This window comes from Nocardioides sp. 1609 (genome assembly GCF_004522105.1).
Lineage (GTDB): Bacteria > Actinomycetota > Actinomycetes > Propionibacteriales > Nocardioidaceae > Nocardioides.
This window is the reverse complement of sequence record NZ_SPUJ01000003.1, coordinates 306,679-324,195: the sequence shown is the minus strand read 5'-3', so window position 1 is coordinate 324,195 and position 17,517 is coordinate 306,679. Positions and strand designations below refer to the sequence as shown.

Below are 17,517 nucleotides of genomic sequence, written 5' to 3'. Positions count from 1 at the left end.
AGTCCCGAACCGGCCGCCTGGTCTTCCTAGGTTCTAGGCGTCGTCACCCGCGCGGGCACTCCGCCCTGAGCGCGGGGGCGGGAGCAGCCGGGGGGCCAGATGTCGCAGGGACGAGCGCAGTGCATCGTCGGTCGCGCCCGGGTCGGGTCGTGCTGAGGTGTACGTCTCCGTCCGCGACCGCCCGACCTCGACCGTCGGCGGCGCCGACGCCGGTGCCGCAGCCGGCCGCGCCCGGCTGCGTCGCCGGGGTCGCCGGGGACGTCGGGGCCGGGTGGCTCCCGTCGTCGTCACCCTCGGCGTCGTCAGCCTGCTCACCGACATCTCCTCGGAGTCGGTGGCGGCGGTCCTGCCGCTCTACCTGACGGCGGTCGTCGGGCTCTCCCCCGCGGCGTACGGCGTGGTCGACGGCCTCTACCAGGGGGTGAGCGCGCTGGTCCGGGTCGCCGGGGGCTGGGCGGCCGACCGGGGCGGGCACCCCAAGTGGGTCGCCTTCGCGGGCTACGGGATCTCGTGCGCCGCCCGGTTCGCCCTGCTCGTCAGCTCCGGCCTCGCCACCGTCGCGACGGTCGTCGCGGTCGACCGCGTCGGGAAGGGGATCCGCACCGCCCCCCGCGACGCGATGATCTCGGCAGCCTCGGCGCCCGAGGACCTCGGCCACGCCTTCGGGGTGCACCGCGCCCTCGACACCACCGGCGCCGTGCTCGGGCCGCTGATCGCCTTCGCCCTGCTGTGGTGGATCCCGGACGGCTACACCGTCGTGCTCGCCGTGTCGGCCGGGTCTGCCGTCCTCGGCCTGGCCCTGCTGGGCCTCCTCGTGGACGAGCCGCGGCCCGCGTCGGCGTCCGCACGGCCCGCGACGTCCGCGACGCCGGAGCCGTTCCGCTGGCGCACCCTGGCCAACCCGCGACTGCGCCGGCTGCTGCTCGTCACCGGCGGGCTCGGCCTGCTCACCGTCGGCGACGGGTTCGTCTACCTCGCGCTGCTGGACCGTGGCGAGTTCGCGGCGCACTGGTTCCCGCTGCTCTACGTCGGCACCAACGTCGCCTACCTCGCGCTGGCCGTGCCGCTGGGCCGGCTGGCCGACCGGGTCGGGCGGGCGCGGGTCGTCGTCCTCGGCCACGCCGCCCTGGTCGGCGGCTACGCGTGCGCCGCCGTCCCGCTGCCCGGCGCGCCCGCGACGATCGCGGCCCTGGTGCTGCTCGGGACCTTCTACGCCGCCACCGACGGCGTCCTGGCCGCGCTCGCCGGCCGGTTGGTGCCGGACTCGATGCGCGCCAGCGGCATCGCGTCGGCGCAGACCACGGTGGCGGTCGCGCGGATGCTGTCGTCGGCGCTCTTCGGGCTCCTCTGGTTCGCCCTCGGCCCCGGGGTCGCCCTGGTCGCGGTCGGCGCCGTCCTGGCGGTCGCGCTCCCCGTCGCCCTCCTGACCCTGCGCGGCCTCGACGACGTCGGCGAGAGGTGCGCGGCGTGAGCGCCCGGGCCCGAGCCGCCGTCTTCGTGGTCGTCGTGGCCGTGGTCGTGGTGAGCGTCGGCAGTTTCGTCCTCACCCAGGCGGCCACCCACGGGGAGCGGTTCTCCGCCCCGCCGGACCTGCCCACGACGCCGCTGGCCGACGTCGCCGACGGGCCGCGCCTGGTGTTCCGCCACACCGGCGTCGACGACCACTACGGGCTGGTGGCGGTCGTGCCGCTCGACGACCCAGGAGGACCGCGCGCCTTCACCGACGTCGCGTGCGACCGGGTGGCCGCGAGCGCCGGTCCGGCACCGGTCGTGTCGTGCCTGCGCGCCGAGCGCGGCCTGGTGCCGCGCTTCGACCAGGTGCTGCTCGACGCCGCCTGGGGGGAGACCGAGCAACACCCGTTGCGCGGCATCCCGAGCCGCACCCGGCTCTCCCCGGACGGGTCGCTGGTGTCGTCGACGAGCTTCGTCTCCGGCCACTCCTACCTGCAGGCCGGCTTCTCGACCGTGACCGAGATCCACGAGGTCGGCGGCGAGAGCCTCGGCAACCTCGAGCGTTTCGACCTGGTCGTCGACGGTTCGACGACCACCGCCCGCGACCGCAACATCTGGGGAGTCACCTTCATGGACGACGACACGTTCTACGCGACCGCCGCGACCGGCGGCCGCACCTACCTGGTCCGGGGCGACCTCGGTGCGCGCACCCTCACCGCCGTCCGCGAGAACGCCGAGTGCCCGTCGCTCTCCCCGGGCGGCGGGCAGGTGGCCTACAAGGTCGCCGGCGCCGGCGGCCGGCCAGACTCCCACTGGACGATCGGCGTGCTCGACCTCGCCACCGGCACGGAGCGCCTGCTCACCGGCCAGCGCGCCACGATCGACGACCAGGTCGAGTGGCTCGACGACGACACGCTGCTCTACGGGCTCCCACGGTCCGACGAGGCCGGGGTCACCGACGTCTGGTCGCTCGACGTCGACCCCGACGCCGAGCCGCGCCTGCTCGTCGCCGACGCGTGGTCCCCGGCGGTGGTGCGGCCGTGATCTCCGGACTCCCGCCCCGTGTCGACGCCCTCGCCGAGGTCGACCCCACCGCCGCCGGCCGCGTGCTGACCCTGCTCGACCGCGCGCCCGACGCCATCGCCGCGGCCTACCTGCCGGAGACCGGGGAGATGGCGCAGACGGTACGCGGCGTACCCGGACCGGACGGGGTCGAGCTGAGCGCCGAGGGCACCAACCTGCGCTACGCCGCGATGGCGGCGCTCGGTCTGGCCCGCGTCCCGGAGGCGGTCCAGCGTCGCACCCTGGCCGGCCGGTCGGCCCGTGACCTGGCCGCGGCCGTGACCGAGCGGGCCCGCACCGACACCGACCCGGGTGCCGTCGCCCTCGCCGCCTGGGTCAGCGCCGAGGTCGGCAGGGACGCAGACACCGAGCTGCTCGGCCGCTGCCGCGCCGCCCTCGACGCCGACGCGCCGATCACCACGGTCGCCCTCGCCTGGACCGTCGTCGCCGCCGTGGCCGCCCACGACCGGGCCGACACCGCCGAGCTCCTCGACCTCGCCGTCACCCGGCTCCGCACCCAGGCCGGCGAGGCCGGGATCTTCCCGCACGTCGTACCGGCGAGCAGCCAGCCGCGGTGGCGGCGCCACGTCGGCAGCTTCGCCGACAGCATCTACCCCGTCCAGGCGCTGGCCCGGGCCGCCGCGCTGACCGGTGACCGGCCCGCGCTCTGGCTCGCCGAGCGGACCGCCGCGCGGCTGTGCACGCTGCAGGGCGAGCACGGCCAGTGGTGGTGGCACTACGACGTCCGCGACGGCGAGGTCGTGGAGCGCTACCCCGTCTACAGCGTCCACCAGCACAGCATGGCGCCGATGACGCTGATGGACCTGGCCGACGCCGGCGGGCCCGACCGGCGCGCCGAGATCGCCGCCGGCGTGCACTGGCTCGACCGGCACCCCGAGGTCGTCGAGGACGTCGTCCACGAGCGGCACCGGCTCGTGTGGCGCAAGGTCGGGCGGCGCGAGCCACCGAAGGCCGCCCGCGGGCTCAGCGCCGTCACGACCGCCGTCCGGCCCGGCTGGACCGCGCCGGGGGTCGACCGCTGGCTGCTGCCGCGCGTCGTCGACCACGAGTGCCGGCCCTACGAACCCGCGTGGCTCCTGCACGGATGGCTCGCGCCGACGGAGCCGACGTCGTGACCGCCACGCCCTCCCTCTCCGCCGCGCACCCGCACCAGGTCCTCTACGGGCTCGACGTCGACGCGCTCCGGCTCCCCGAGGTCGTCGAGATCGCCGCGCGCACCATCGAGGAGCACGGCCGGCTCCTCGTCGGCGTCGTCAACGCCGCCAAGATCGCCAAGCTGCGCGTCGACCCGGTGCTGCGCGACTCGCTCCTCACCGCCGACGTCCTGCTCGCCGACGGCCAGTCGGTGGTGTGGGCGAGCCGGCTGCTGCGCCGTCCGCTGCCCGAGCGGGTCGCCGGCATCGACCTCTTCGAGGCGCTGCTCGGCCTCGCCGACGAGCGCCACCTCCGCGTCTACCTGCTCGGCGCGACACCGGAGGTCCTCGACCGGCTCCGGCTCGCGGTCGCCGAGCGCTGGCCCGGCGCCGTCCTGGCCGGGTCGGCCGACGGCTACTACCGCCCCGAGGACGCCGACGAGGTCGCCGAGCGGATCGCCGCCAGCCACGCCGACCTGCTCTTCCTGGGCATGACGACCCCCCGCAAGGAGAACTTCGTCGCGGCGTACGGCGGCACCCTCGGCGTCCCGGTCGTGCACGGCGTCGGCGGCTCCTTCGACATCCTCGCCGGCGTCACCCAGCGGGCACCCGAGGCGTGGCAGCGCGCCGGCCTGGAGTGGGCCTACCGCGTGCGGCAGGAGCCGCGCCGGCTCTGGCGGCGCTACCTGGTCACCAACACGGTCTTCGTCGGGCTCACCGCGGCCGAGCTGGTGCACCGCCGCAGCGCCTACCCGCGGCCGGTCCCACCCGCACCCGTGCCGACCGACACCCCCGTCGACCTCTCGGACGACCTCCCGGACGACCTCCGGGACGACCTCTCGGACCCCATCTCGGACCACCTCTCGGGCGACCGCCCGGACCACCGCAGGGAGAAGCACGATGGATGAGAAGTTCACCGGACGCGTCGCGATCCTCGGCCTCGGCTACATCGGGCTGCCGACCGCCGCCGTCCTGGCCACCCGCGGCATCGAGGTCGTCGGGGTCGACGTCAACGAGGCCACCGTCAAGGCCGTCGCGAACGGCGAGGTGCCCTTCGTCGAGCCGGACCTCGCGACGGCCGTGAGCGGCGCCGTCGCCATGGGCAACCTGACCGCGAGCACCACGACACCGCGGGCCGACGCGTTCATCATCGCCGTCCCGACGCCGTTCGCGGAGGACCACCAGGCCGACCTGCGCCACGTGCATGCAGCGACCGCGCAGATCGCACCCGTGCTCGAGCGCGGCAACGTCGTCGTCCTCGAGTCGACGTCACCGCCCGGCACCACCGAGCAGGTCAGCCGCTGGCTGGCCGAGCTGCGGCCCGACCTGGTGCTCCCGCACAGCTCCGAGGGCGTCGCCGACGTCCACGTCGCGCACTGCCCCGAGCGGGTGCTGCCCGGCCGGATCATGATCGAGATGGTCACCAACGACCGCGTCGTCGGCGGGCTGTCGCCCCGCTGCGCCGCCCGGGCCGCCGCGCTCTACCGGGTCTTCTGCCAGGGCACCATCTTGATGACCGACGCCGCGAGCGCCGAGATGGCCAAGCTCGTCGAGAACGCCTACCGCGACGTCAACATCGCCTTCGCCAACGAGCTGTCCACCATCAGCGAGGAGATCGGCCTCGACGTCTGGGAGGTCATCCGGCTCGCCAACCACCACCCGCGCGTCAACGTGCTGACGCCCGGCCCGGGCGTCGGCGGGCACTGCATCGCGGTGGACCCGTGGTTCATCGTCGGCGTCGCGCCGGACAGCTCCCGCCTGATCCGGGCGGCCCGGGGTGTCAACGACGCCAAGCCCCACCACGTCGTCGAGCAGGTGATGCGCACGTGCGGCCGCTTCCGCGAGCCGACCGTCGCCTGCCTCGGGCTGTCCTACAAGGCCAACATCGACGACCTGCGCGAGAGTCCGGCGGTCGACATCGTGGCCGAGCTGGCGGCGTCCCGGCCGGACCTCGACATCCGGGTGGCCGAGCCCCTCGTCAGGCGGCTGCCGCTCGAGCTGGAGACGTTCGGCAACGTGCAGCTGCAGGGCGCGCCGGACGCGGTGGCGGCGGCCGACATCGTCGTCCTCCTGGTCGACCACGACCACTTCCGCTCGATGAGCCGCTCCCGACTGGCCGGCAAGGTCGTCTACGACACCCGGGGGCTCTGGCGATGACCGCCGGACCTGCCATGGGGGCACCGGGTCCGCGCACGGTCATGGTGGTCTACGGGACCCGGCCGGAGGCGATCAAGCTCGCGCCCGTCGTCCAGGCGCTCCGGGGGTCGCCGGTGCTGCGCGTCGTGGTGTGCGTGACCGGTCAGCACCGCGAGATGCTCGACCAGGTCAACACGCTCTTCGACATCGTCCCCGACCACGACCTCGCGATGATGCGCACCGGCCAGCAGCTGCACGAGCTCACCGGGCGGGTGCTGACCGGCCTCACCGAGGTGGTCCGGGCCGTGCGCCCGGACGCCGTGGTGGTGCAGGGTGACACGACGACGGCGTTCGTCGGCGCGCTGGCGGCGTTCTACGAGCAGGTGCCGGTGGTGCACGTGGAGGCCGGGCTGCGCACGGGCGAGCGGTACGACCCGTTCCCCGAGGAGCTCAACCGCAAGATGGTCGGCCAGCTGGCCTCGCTGCACCTGGCCCCGACCCCCGTCTCCCGCGACAACCTGCTCGCCGAGGGCGTGCCGGCCTCCGACGTCGTCGTCACCGGCAACACCGTCATCGACGCGTTGATCGACGTCGTCGGGCGGCGCCTGCCCCTGGAGGACCCCGCGCTCGCCGTCCTCGACGCGACCGGCCGCTCGCGCAGCGTGCTGGTCACCTCGCACCGGCGCGAGTCGTGGGGTGCCCCGATGGGGCGGACCGCGGCGGCGGTCGCCCGGCTCGCGACCCGCTTCCCCGACGTCCACTTCCTGCTGCCCGCGCACAAGAACCCCGTCGTCCGCGACGTCCTGCTGCCTCCGCTGACCGGCTTCGCCAACGTCACGGTCACCGAGCCCCTGTCGTACGCCGACTTCGCCCGCGCGATGGACGCCAGCACGCTCGTGCTCACCGACAGCGGCGGCGTCCAGGAGGAGGCTCCGAGCCTCGGCAAGCCGGTGCTCGTGCTGCGCGACACGACCGAGCGGCCCGAGGCCGTCGTGGCCGGCACGGTGCGCCTGGTCGGCACCGACGAGGACACCATCGTCGACGCCGCCTCCCGGCTGCTGCTCGACCCCGTCGCCCACGCCGAGATGGCGCAGGCCGTCAACCCGTACGGCGACGGCCACGCCGCCGCCCGGGTCCGGGCCGCCGTGGAGCAGCACCTCGGCGTCGGTGACCGGCTCCCCGAGTGGGCGCCCGACTCCACGCCCGAGCCCACGACCACGACCGAGCCCACGACCACGACCACGACCGAGCCCACGACCGAGCCGGCCCCGACCCTGCTCAGCGCCCTCGCCTGAACCCGACCGACCGACGCTGACCCGTCACCTATAGGTGACGGGTCAGCGACGATCTCGCGGTGACCCGTCAGCTATAGGTGACGGGTCGGCGAGCAGTCGGGGGTGGGGTGATCGGGTGGGCAGCCTGGCGCGCCTCCGGAGGCGGAGGTCTCGGAAGGCGCGCAACCGGCGGTCGGAGGCGACGGCGAGGACGAGCGAGAGCGCGAGGCCCAGGAGGAGGGCGGCCAGCATCGAGAGCGAGCGGCGGCCCTCGTGGTAGCTGACCTGGGGGACGGCCGGCGACAGGCTGGTGGTGATCCGGTTGTCGGCCGCGATCCGCGGGTCGTCCTGGAGGCCGAGGGTCGCCGCCTCCACGCGAGCGACGAGCTGCCGCGTGCGGGCGAGGACGTCGGCCGGCGACGCCCCGGTGACCTCGATGCTCAGCACCGGACGGTCGAAGCCGTGCGCCCACTGACCCCCCGAGTCGGGCAGGACGATCGCGGCGCCGTCGTCGACGCCGGTGCCGAGCAGGCCGACGGCGTCGCTGGTCGCCGCCCGGTTGATGCCACCGTGCGGACCGGGAGCGACCATCCGCTGCACCTGACCGGCGATCGCGATGACGCTGGACGACGCCGACGCGATCCGGTTCGGCGCCGCCGCGGTCGCCGGGGCGAGGAAGACGACGTCGACCCGGGCGGCGTACACGCCGTCGACGCGGGCCAGCCCGGCCACCAGGCCGAGCGTGACCAGCAGCCCCGCCAGCAGGACGTACCAGCGCCGGCGGCAGGCAGCGACCGCGTCCCAGGTCGTCATCGTCGCCCCGCCTACCGGGCCGGTCGCAGGGTGTCGTCCCAGAAGTTCTCGCGCCACACGTTGCCCGGGTCGTTGCGGTCGAACGACGCCACGACCCCGTAGTAGCCGCAGCGGGAGTGGTACCTGCGGCTGAACCGGTTGCGGATGAACTTGATGTTGCGGGTCGCAGTGTCGCCCGCGCCGCCGTACACGCAGTAGCCACCGCCGGCGAGCAGGTTGCGCCGGACCACGTTGTCGCGCTGGCCGCCGAAGTCCTGGTACATCGCCACCGCGGCGGTCTGGTCGAGCTGGTTGAAGATCGTGTTGTGCCGCACCTGGAGGCCGCCCCCTCCGTTGGAGGCGATCCCGACGTCGTGCGAGAGGCCCTCGACCTCGGCCATGTCGTGGATGTAGGAGTCACGGACGGTGCCGCCGCCGGTCGACACGCCAGCGCTGCAGCCGCTGATGTCGACCCGCTGGATCCACGGCTTGCTCTCCCCGATGTTGAAGATGCAGGCGATGTCCTGCGGCGTCCCGGCCGGGGTCAGGATGGTGCTGTCGATGATCCGGAGGTTGTCGGCCCCGGGCCGGATGATGATCACCCAGTCGGCGGGTCCGATCCCCCGGCCACCGGTGACGCGGGTGTTCTTGATGGTGACGTTGGAGGCGGTCACGTTGATCTCGCCGCGCACGTCGCGGCCGTCGATCACCATGCCGTTGCGGTCGGCGTCGATGGGGCCCGAGCTGCGCAACGTGGTGCCACCCGGCACGCCGGTGTTGGTGGCGTCGGGATAGCCGCACCGGCTGGGCCGGGCGGCACAGTTGCGCCGTTGCGCGCGGGGGACGGCGTCGCGGCTCGTCGCGGGGCGGGCACGGCCGGCAGCGTCGGCCGAGGCGTCGGCCGGGGCGACGACGGGGACGGCGGCCGCGGGGGCGGCACCGCCCGGGTCGGGTGGACCGTCGGCGCAGGCCACGGTGACCAGCACCCCGACGAGCACGAGGCACAGGCGTGTGAGGGCACGCTGGAACATGGAGGATCCCTTGCTCCCACAGCGGCGGCCGCCCCGGGTGGAGCGCGGTCGCGACGTTACCGTGCCCGCGACGCGCGCCGACATCTCCGTTCGGGTCATGGACGTTCCTCCAGTCGTCGAGAGGCCCCGGCGAGGCCGAGCACTAAGAACAGCACGCCGGCCGACATCGAGAAGCTCAATCCGTCGAAGAGCGCGAGGTTGACGGCCCCGGCGGCCACCGCGGCCAGCAGGCCGGTGGCCAGCTGCGCGCCGAGCAGGTCGCGCGCCGCCCGACGGGCGCGGAAGGCGCACCACAGGGCGGCGACGAGCACCGCGAGGAACGCCGTCAGGCCGACCAGCCCGATCTCGATGGCCAGGCCGAGGTACTGGTTGTCGAGGATCCGGTACGCCGGCAGGAAGGTCCCGAACCCGCGGCCGACCACCGGCGACGTCGCCACGAACTCGCCGGCGATGTCGTAGGACCCGGTGCGCGACAACGCGCTGCTGTCGGAGCCGATCCGGGTGAACAGGCCGAGCAGGCTGCCCAGCATCCCCGGCACCAGGAGGTACATCAGCACGCTGCCGACCAGGAGCGCGACCCCGGCGACCGCCCGCGCCGCGCGCGGCCAGCTCACGAGGACGACGACCAGCGCGACCGCCCCGGCGACCAGCGCCGAGCGCGAGATCGACAGCGGGATGCAGATCCCGATCGCGGCCACCGGGACCCACCGGCGCAGCGCGGAGCGCTCCCGGTCGCCGTACGCGAGGGCCAGGGCGAGCGGCAGCATCATGGTGATGACGGCGCCGTACTCGATCGGGTGGGTCGCGGTCGCCGACGGCCGGCTGAACCCCTCGCGCAGGGTGAGCGACGTCTGGGTGTGGTTCACCGCGAGACCCGGCACCGAGATCTTGTCGACCAGGGTCTCCCCGGTCAGGAACTGGACGATGCCGAGGGTCGCCATCCCGGCGCTCAGCGCGACCAGCCGCCGCACGAGCACGACCAGGCGCTCGCGGGACGCGATGCCGTCGTTGCCGACGAGGAGGACGCCGCCCCAGCCCGCCAGCAGCACGAGCCCGAGGGTCGCGGTGCTGAACTCCTGCGGGTCGATCGGGCGGACGGTCGCGGCGACGAAGCTCGCCCCGACCGCGAACGCGAACGCGACCAGCGCCGAGCGCACGGGTGCCGGGGCGGGAGCCCCGGGCGCCGAGCGTCCGAGCTGGTGGGCCGTCCACCAGAGCAGGCAGGCCAGGGCGAGGACGCCGGCCGGCGAGCCGGCCCCGCCCAGCGGCCCGATCACCAGCCGGTTCGGCACGGCCATCAGCAGGACGGCGTACCCGGTGAGCACCGAGGTCGCGTCGAGCCGGCCGAACGCGGACGCCGGGGAGAGGGGTGACGGCGCCGCGGGGCGCGCCTGGAGCACCGTCACGACTTCCGGGGACCGGGGAGCGGGATCGGCACACGGTCCGTCGACCCGCCGACGGGCCGGTCCGGCTCGTCCGGCCCGTCCGGCCCGTCCGGCCCGGCCAACCCGGGCGGCCCGGCCAACCCGGGCGGCTCGGCCGGCTCGGGCGGGCCGAGGCGCTCGGGCGGCGCGGACGACGGGCGGCGGGCGTCGCGGTGCAGGCGGTGACGCAGGAGGAGCCCGTCGAGCACGAGCACGGCGAGCAGCCCGAGCACCCCACCCGCGCCGGCGGCGAGGACGGCGAGGCGGAGCCGGGTCTTCTGGACCACCTCCGGGTCGTCGGTGCGGGCGATCACCTGGGTGGCGATCTGGGCGTCCGGCTCGACGCCCAGGTCGTCCTGCAGGTTGGCCAGCACCTCGGGAACGGCGTCCAGGACGGCGTCGAGCAGGCGGTCGGCCTCCGCCGCCGACCCGCCCTCCGCGGTGGCCAGCACGATGGGAGCGCTGGTGGCGACGTCGCCGACCACCTCGTAGTCCCGGTCGGTGCCGGCGGCGTCGCGCACCTGCTCGCGCACCTCCTGCGCCGACAGCGTGCGGCTGAGGACGTCGACGCTCTGCTCGAGGCCACCGAGGAAGAGGTAGGGGTTGCCGGTCACGCCGAGCGTGGTCTCCGGCGGCACCAGGACGACGCTGGCGGTGGCCCGGTAGGTCGGACCGACCTGGCTGAGGGCGGCGGCGACTCCCCCGGCCGTCATGGCCAGGACGAGCGGCACGAGGTACCACCGCCGCAGCAGCGCCTTGAACACGTCACGGACGAACACGTGCGGCCTCCTCTCGAGCCAGCTGCTCGTACAGCCCGCTCACCCAGTCGATCTTGTGGTCCCAGAGCCCGGTCGTCGCGACCCGCTCCCGCGCGGCGCGCCCCATGGCCGTCCGGGCGGGCGGGTCGTCGGCGAGCCGTCGGACGGCGGCGGCGAGGTCGCGCGCCAGCTGCGCCGGCGTGTGCGCGGCGACCCGGATTCCGCACGCGTCGGTGACGGCCTCACCGGGGCCACCCCGGTCGACGACGACGGCGGGCAGCCCGTGGCCCATCGCCTCGTAGGCGACGTTGCCGCCCGGCTCGCGGTAGCTCGGGAAGACGAAGACGTCGGCCTGCGCGTAGAACCGGTCGACCTGCTCGCGCGGCTGGGTGCCGTGGAAGCGCACCCGGTCGGCGACGCCGAGGTCGACCGCGAGCCGCTCGCACGCAGCGCGGTCGAAGCCGTCGCCGACGACGTCGAGGACGACGGGCACGTCGCGCAGGTGCGCGAGCGCGGCGATGGCGTCGCGGGCGCCCTTGGTGCGGACCAGCCGGCCGACGAAGAGCAGCCGCAGCGGCTCGCCCGGCTGCGGCGCGGGCCGCGGGGTGGCGGGCGGCAGCACGCGCAGAGCCGTCTCCGAGAGCACCTCGAAGCGGCGCAGCGGCACCGGCGCGAGCGCCTCGGCGACGTACGGGGCGATGCCCAGCACGCACGCCGCCCCGGCGTACCCGGCGCGTAGCGCGCGGTCGTGGCGCATCCGCCAGCCGTCGACGCGGCGCAGGCCGGTCCACCACGGGGCGGTGTCCTCGGCGTCGAACGCCGGGGGCGCGACCAGGCTGCCGCCGACCGGGCCCAGGACGTAGGGGATGCCCTGGCCGCACAACGGCGTCGGGTAGCGCATCGCGACGGGCAGCGGCTGGTGGGCCACGTCGAAGCGCTCCCCGCGGGCGGTCGCGTCACGGATCCACCGGCGCGCGCGGGCGTGGAAGGGCAGGTACGCCGGCTTCATGAGGCTGTTGAGCCGCTCGGCGCGGCCGAGCAGCGGCGGTTCGACCCACTCGACGACCCGCACGTGCGGCAGCGCGGCGACGGCGCTGGGCCGCGACCGCTTGCGGTAGGTCAGCAGCGTGACGTCGTGGCGGTGGCCGAGCCGCTCGGCCCACTGGGCGGCGACCCACGCCTCGCCCACGTCGGTCGGGTCGGTGGTCGGCGCGACCAGCAGCACCCTCATCGTGTCTCCCCGATCTGGGCGATGTGGCCGCCCGGTCGCGTGGTGGGCGCGGCCGGCGCTCCTACGGTGGCCCGATGACCTGCGACGTGGCCGTGGTCGTGGTGGCCTACAACAGCGCCGACGTCGTCGGCGACCTGCTCGACTCGCTGCCGGCGGCCCTCGGCGGCCTCGTCGCGGACGTCGTGGTGGTCGACAACGGCTCCGCCGACGACACGGTCGCGGTGCTGCGGGCCCGCGACGACTGCCGGGTCGTGGAGTCCACCAACACCGGGTACGCCGGCGGCATCAACCGCGGTCTCCGCGCGGCGGCCGCCGCCCCGGCGTACCTCGTGCTGAACCCCGACGTGCGGCTCGACCCGGACGCCGTGCGACCGCTGCTGGCGGCGCTCGACCGGCCCGGCGTGGGCATCGCCGCGCCCCGGGTCCGCACCGACACCGGCGACCTGCACCACTCGCTGCGCCGCGAGCCGACCGTGCTGCGGGCCCTCGGGCTGAGCCGGCTCGGAGTCCCGGCGCTGTCGGAGTACGTGCAGGAGGCCGATGCCTACGAGCGGCCGGGCCCGGTGGACTGGGCGCTCGGCGCCGTCCTCGCGGTCTCCGCGGCCTGCGCCGACGCGGTCGGCGACTGGGACGAGTCCTTCTTCCTCTACTCCGAGGAGACCGACTTCTGCCTGCGGGCCCGCGACGCCGGCTGGGCGACCTGGTTCGCGCCCGGGTCGACCGCCGTCCACGTCGGTGGCGCGTCGGGCCGCAACGACCTGACCCACACCGCGCAGATCATCAACCGGGTCCGTCTCTTCCGACGGCGCTCCGGCCCGGCGGCCGGCGCCGCCTACTTCGGGCTCACGGTGCTCTCGGAGCTCACGTGGGTGGCGCGCGGTCATCATCAGTCCCGGGCCTCCGTCCGGGCGCTGCTGCGCCCCTCGTCGCGGCCCGCCGTGCTCGGCTGCGGCACCCGGCTCGTCCCGCTCTGACCCGGCCGGCCCGAGCCGCCCGCCTGCTCCTCGAGCGCGCTGAGCAGGTTCACCAGGAACGACACCGTCGTGGCGGCGGGGCGGACCTGCCCGGCCGCGACCGCGTCGAGCCACTCCTCCCGCAGGACGCCGAGCGAGCGGGCGGGGTCGAGCAGGCCGGGCTCCGCGCGCCAGTGCTCCAGCACCAACGCCCTGAGCGCCTCACCACCGGCCGGCGGGCGGGTGCTGCCGTGCACCCGCTGCGCCACCTTGCCGGTCACCCGCCGGGCCTGGGTGGCCGCCAGGGCGGCCGAGCCGCGCCACGTGCGGGTCGCGTACGCGACGGGGGGCGGTCGGTGGTCGAGCCCGATGAGGGCGAGAGCGGGGTCGAGCTCGACCAGGATGCGGCTCAGCAGACGCATGTTCTGCTTCGCCGACGGAGCCACCGAGCGGGCCAGGTCGACGAAGGCGCGGTCGAGCATCGGGTTCACGGTCGTGCGGTCGGCGCAGGTCGCGGAGGCGAGCACCCCGGCCCACCGGCCCATCCGCTCCCACAGGTAGAGCTCGTCGGTCGCCGGCCACCACGGCCGGCCGGTCGCGGCGAGGGCGGCGTGGACGTCGTCGGCGACCTGCGCGGCGGCAGCCTCGGCGAGCCCGGGCACGAACGCCCCGGGATCGACCCGCTCGTTGGGCGTCAGACGCCAGCGGGTCAGGGCGCCCGCGAGAGCCGGCGTCACCCGCAGCGGGAGCGGCGGGCCGACGTAGTAGAACCCCCGGGCCACCTCGCCGCCCAGTCCCGCCAACCGCGGTCGCGCCGGCAGGCCACGCTCGGCCCAGAGCAGCACGGCGAGGCCCAGCGGGTCGGCGGCGCCGTCGACCCGCTGGGCCGCCTCGCGGACCTGGGCCCACGCCTCGGCCGGTGTCAGCGCGTCGAGGCCGTCGAGATGGAGGAGCTGGTGTCGCATGCCCTGCTCGCGGGCGATCCGGCCCGCGATCGCGGCGTCCGGCGACCCGGGGACGACGAGGGTGAGCGCCTCCAGCTCCGGGCGCCGTCGCGGCGGCACCGCCGCCAGCAGGATGCGGGAGTCGAGGCCGCCGGTCAGCTGGAGGATCGCGTCCGGGTGCTCGTCGAGGAACGACGCCACCGACGCGCGCAGCAGGCCGGCCGCGACCCTCTCCGGCGCCGTCCCCGTGCTCGACGTCGTCGTCACACCCCTCGGGTCGCGCGGCCCGCGACAGCGCAGCCGGCCGCCCGCGAGTGCCGCGCGCTCCCCCGGGCCGAGCCGCCGGACGCCCGCCTGCCAGGTGCGCGACCCCGTCTGCCAGCCGAGCTGGGCCTGGGACGCCAGGGCCTCCCGGTCGAGGCCCTCGCCACGCAGCGCGCCGAGCACGCCGGCCGAGGACGACGCCGCTGCCCAACCGGCGCCGCGGGTCACGTGGACGTGGCGGAACCCCAGCCAGTCGACCCGGACGACGACCTCCCCGCCCACGACGCCCACGGCGGCGAACGGCGGCAGCACCTCGCTCAGCCGGGCCGTGTCGCCGGCCTCGTCGACCTGGCCCTGGCACGGCTCGGCGAGCAGGTCGCGGACGTCGTCCGGCCCGAGGTCCCGGGCCCGGCCACGCGCGCCCCGCACGGTCACGAGGGGACCGTCGTCGTCGCGCCGGTCGGCAGCGAGCGCTCCCCACCGCACCAGGTACGTCGCGGGCGCGAGGACCGACACGACGCCGTCGCGCCGGCCGCGCACGAGGGCCGCCAGCTCGGCCGCGTGCGCCTGGTCGGCCGCGCTCACCACGGCGAAGCCGGCACCCCGGGCCACGGTGTGGGTCATGACGTCGTCCCGCGGGCTCCGGCGCGGCCGCACCGCACGTCGTGACAGATGGCGAGCAGCTCGCCGGCCCGCGCGGTCCAGGAGTGCTGCATCGCGAAGGCCCGGCGCCCCGACGCCGCCGGCCCGCCACGTCCGGGCCCCGCCTCGGCGAGCTGGCGCACCGTGGCCGCGGCGAAGCCGGCCGGGGACGTCGCCACGGTGACGAGCTCCTCGCCGAGGGCGCGCGACGCCGGCAGGTCGGTCGACACGACGCTGCGTCCGGCGGCGAGGTACTCCAAGGTCTTGAGGGGGTGGCTGCCGCGGTTGAACTCGGTCACGGCGTACGGCGTCAGCCCGACGTCGATCGCGGACATGAACGCCGGCAGCCGCGCGAAGGGCTGGCGGTCGACCCACTGCACGTTGGGGTGGGCGATGAGGGCGTCGAGCCGGCGGCGGGTGACGGGGTCCTGCTCGTAGCGCGGCCCGAGGAGCAGCAACCGGGACCCGGTGCCGGCGACCGCGTCGAGCGCGTCCAGGTCGAGCCGGTCGTTGAGCTGGCCGACGACGCCGGCCACCGGACGGTCCAGGGTCACCTCGTCGGCCACCGCGATGCCGTCGACGTCGCGGTAGTGCTCGGCGTCCGCGCCGTTGGGCAGCACCCGGACCCGCGCCCCCAGAGCGGCGAGGTGCTCGGCCAGCTCCGCGGTCACCGCGAGGACGACGTCGCTGCGCCGCACGTTGGTCCGGCGGCGGCGCTCGGCGTGCCCGGCGTCGGTGCCCAGCAGCGCGGCCCCCGCCACGAAGTCGTCGGTCTCGAAGTAGACCCGGACGGCGCGGCCGGCGCGCCGGGGCAGCGTCTGCTCGGGGTCGCTGGCCACGACCACGTCGACGTCGAGCCCGCGCCGTCGGACGACGTGCGCGGCGTGCCGCGCCGCGAGCGACCGGGTGACCCGACGCAGCCCGGGGCGGCTCACCCCCGGCACCACGACGGTGTTGACCCGGACGACGCCCGGCCACGGCTCGGTCACCGGGGCGACGTCGACGCCCCGGCGGCGCCGGGCGACGAACGACATCGGCGGGTCGACCCAGACGACCGTCCGGTCCCGGGCCACGGCGGTCGCGAGGTGCCGGTCCGTGCCGGCGACCGCGTCCCAGGAGGCGCCGGCGAACCAGAGGACGGCGCCGCCACCCGCCGGCGCCCGACCGTCGCGGGCCAGGGGGCTGGCGTTGAAGTCCTCGGTGGCGCGGCCCCCGGCGATCCGGCGCGCGCGACGCCGCAGGTGGTGGGCGGCGTACTCGCCGGTCGCCCGGACCGAGGCACCCACCGTCGCCGGTGACGACGGCCGGTCGGCCAGCGCCGCCTCGTAGACCGCCTCCTGGCGACGGGCTGCGGCGACCAGGGAGAAGCGGTCCTCGACGACGCGGCGGCCGAGCGCACCCGCCGTGGCCCGGCGAGCGGGGTCGGTGAGCAGGCCGGTCAGGAGGTCGGCGAGCACCTCGGCCGGGGTCGCGGTGCCGCCGGGGCCGTACCCGTACCAGCCGCGCCAGAGGAACCCGGGCAGGGTCTGCTCGGTCAGGGGCGCGACGTAGCCGCCCTCGCCGAGCACCACCAGCGGCGCCCCGAACGCCATGGCGCGCAGTGCCGAGCCGCCCATGCCGAGCGCCACGTCGGCCACGGCGTACGCCGGGCGGGGGTCGGCGAGCTCGCCGGTGAGGACGACGGTGCCCGGCCCGTGGACCCGATCGACGCCGTCGGCGATGGCCTGGACCTCGGCCCGGCACTCGCCGTCGCCGACGAGGAGGAGCCGGGCCGGCGTCGTGCGCGCGACCCGGGAGATCGCCTCGAGGGCCAGGACCACCCCCTCGCGCTTGAGCTGCCGGGCGAGCCGGGTCACCAGGACGACCGTCGGACGGCCGTCGTCGAGCCCCCACCGGGCCCGGAAGCCGGCGAGGTCGAGCGGGACGCCGGGACCGTTGACCGCCAGGTCGACCGGCGGCTCCAGGAGCGAGGTCCGGCGCCGGCCGCGGGCGCGCTCGTGGGCGGCGATCTGCTCGGTCCCGACCACCAGGTGCGACGTGCGCGGCAGGAACGGCGCCACCGCCATCGACATCACGGTGGTCACGGCCACGGCCGGGCTGCGGAGGGCGGCCAGGTGGCACTCGAGCCCGGGCGGCCACTCGTAGCCGTGCAGGACGTCGATCTCCCGCTCCACCGCCAGCCGGGCCAGCGAGGCCACGACGCCGTGCGTGGGGCGGCGTCCGACCGGCGCCGAGGCGACGAACTCCAGGCCGAGCTCGTGCACCCGCTCGACCAGGGGGCCGGGCACGCCGTGCACCAGGACGTCGTGCCCGCGGTCGCGGACGGCCGCGGCAAGCTCGACCGCGTTGAGCTGGCTGCCGCCGACGGACAGGTCGTGGGGGTAGACGAGGACGCGCACG

Annotated in this window: 14 protein-coding genes; 7 read left to right on the top strand and 7 right to left on the bottom strand. The window is 75.9% G+C overall.

The window, feature by feature from the left end; all coding sequences use genetic code 11:
• The first annotated feature begins 157 nt into the window (after nt 1-157).
• Genes E4623_RS07790 through wecB form a run of 6 tightly spaced genes read left to right on the top strand, consistent with a single transcriptional unit; the run spans nt 158 to nt 7,099 of the window.
• Nucleotides 158-1,471: an MFS transporter gene (locus tag E4623_RS07790; RefSeq protein WP_245154964.1), complete on the top strand. Its 1,314-nt coding sequence runs from the start codon at nt 158-160 to the stop codon at nt 1,469-1,471.
• Nucleotides 1,468-2,496: a hypothetical protein gene (locus E4623_RS07785; RefSeq protein WP_134765948.1), complete on the top strand. Its 1,029-nt coding sequence runs from the start codon at nt 1,468-1,470 to the stop codon at nt 2,494-2,496. Before E4623_RS07790 ends, E4623_RS07785 begins: the two co-directional genes overlap by 4 nt.
• On the top strand, nt 2,493-3,650 hold the full coding sequence (locus E4623_RS07780; RefSeq protein ID WP_134765947.1) for a hypothetical protein: 1,158 nt from the start codon (nt 2,493-2,495) through the stop codon (nt 3,648-3,650). The genes E4623_RS07785 and E4623_RS07780 overlap by 4 nt, the downstream gene beginning before the upstream one ends.
• A complete protein-coding gene (locus E4623_RS07775; RefSeq protein ID WP_209020567.1) occupies nt 3,647-4,576 on the top strand; it encodes a WecB/TagA/CpsF family glycosyltransferase in 930 nt (309 codons plus the stop codon). Before E4623_RS07780 ends, E4623_RS07775 begins: the two co-directional genes overlap by 4 nt.
• Nucleotides 4,569-5,825, top strand: coding sequence for a UDP-N-acetyl-D-mannosamine dehydrogenase (gene wecC / locus E4623_RS07770; protein WP_134765946.1), 1,257 nt, complete (start codon nt 4,569-4,571; stop codon nt 5,823-5,825). Before E4623_RS07775 ends, wecC begins: the two co-directional genes overlap by 8 nt.
• Nucleotides 5,822-7,099: a UDP-N-acetylglucosamine 2-epimerase (non-hydrolyzing) gene (gene wecB / locus E4623_RS07765; RefSeq protein WP_280633644.1), complete on the top strand. Its 1,278-nt coding sequence runs from the start codon at nt 5,822-5,824 to the stop codon at nt 7,097-7,099. Before wecC ends, wecB begins: the two co-directional genes overlap by 4 nt.
• A 42-nt stretch (nt 7,100-7,141) precedes the next feature.
• Here wecB and E4623_RS07760 read toward each other — a convergent pair whose 3' ends face one another.
• From E4623_RS07760 to E4623_RS07740, 5 genes are all read right to left on the bottom strand, one after another.
• Nucleotides 7,142-7,891 carry a hypothetical protein gene (locus tag E4623_RS07760; RefSeq protein ID WP_134765945.1) on the bottom strand — a complete coding sequence of 250 codons (750 nt, stop codon included), beginning with the start codon at nt 7,889-7,891 and terminating at the stop codon, nt 7,142-7,144.
• 11 nt (nt 7,892-7,902) lie between these two features.
• The gene (locus E4623_RS07755) at nt 7,903-8,901 is read right to left on the bottom strand and encodes a hypothetical protein (protein WP_134765944.1); all 999 of its coding nucleotides are present in this window, start codon (nt 8,899-8,901) and stop codon (nt 7,903-7,905) included.
• Nucleotides 8,902-8,996: 95 nt separating this feature from the next.
• Entirely contained in the window at nt 8,997-10,307 is a 1,311-nt protein-coding gene (locus E4623_RS07750; RefSeq protein WP_134765943.1) for an O-antigen ligase family protein, read from the bottom strand.
• Nucleotides 10,304-11,104 (bottom strand): hypothetical protein, encoded by an 801-nt coding sequence (locus E4623_RS07745; protein WP_134765942.1) that lies wholly within the window; start codon nt 11,102-11,104, stop codon nt 10,304-10,306. The genes E4623_RS07750 and E4623_RS07745 overlap by 4 nt, the downstream gene beginning before the upstream one ends.
• A complete protein-coding gene (locus tag E4623_RS07740) occupies nt 11,091-12,314 on the bottom strand; it encodes a glycosyltransferase family 4 protein (RefSeq protein ID WP_134765941.1) in 1,224 nt (407 codons plus the stop codon). Before E4623_RS07740 ends, E4623_RS07745 begins: the two co-directional genes overlap by 14 nt.
• Before the next feature lie 74 nt (nt 12,315-12,388).
• Between E4623_RS07740 and E4623_RS07735 the strand changes: the two genes are divergently transcribed.
• Complete coding sequence (locus tag E4623_RS07735; protein ID WP_134765940.1) at nt 12,389-13,288, top strand: glycosyltransferase family 2 protein; 900 nt, start codon at nt 12,389-12,391, stop codon at nt 13,286-13,288.
• On the opposite strand, the gene E4623_RS07730 is transcribed toward E4623_RS07735, so the two are convergent.
• Nucleotides 13,201-15,099 carry an asparagine synthase-related protein gene (locus tag E4623_RS07730; protein ID WP_134765939.1) on the bottom strand — a complete coding sequence of 633 codons (1,899 nt, stop codon included), beginning with the start codon at nt 15,097-15,099 and terminating at the stop codon, nt 13,201-13,203. The genes E4623_RS07735 and E4623_RS07730 overlap by 88 nt on opposite strands.
• Complete coding sequence (locus tag E4623_RS07725; protein WP_134765938.1) at nt 15,096-17,516, bottom strand: glycosyltransferase; 2,421 nt, start codon at nt 17,514-17,516, stop codon at nt 15,096-15,098. The genes E4623_RS07730 and E4623_RS07725 overlap by 4 nt, the downstream gene beginning before the upstream one ends.
• Nucleotide 17,517 lies beyond the last annotated feature (1 nt).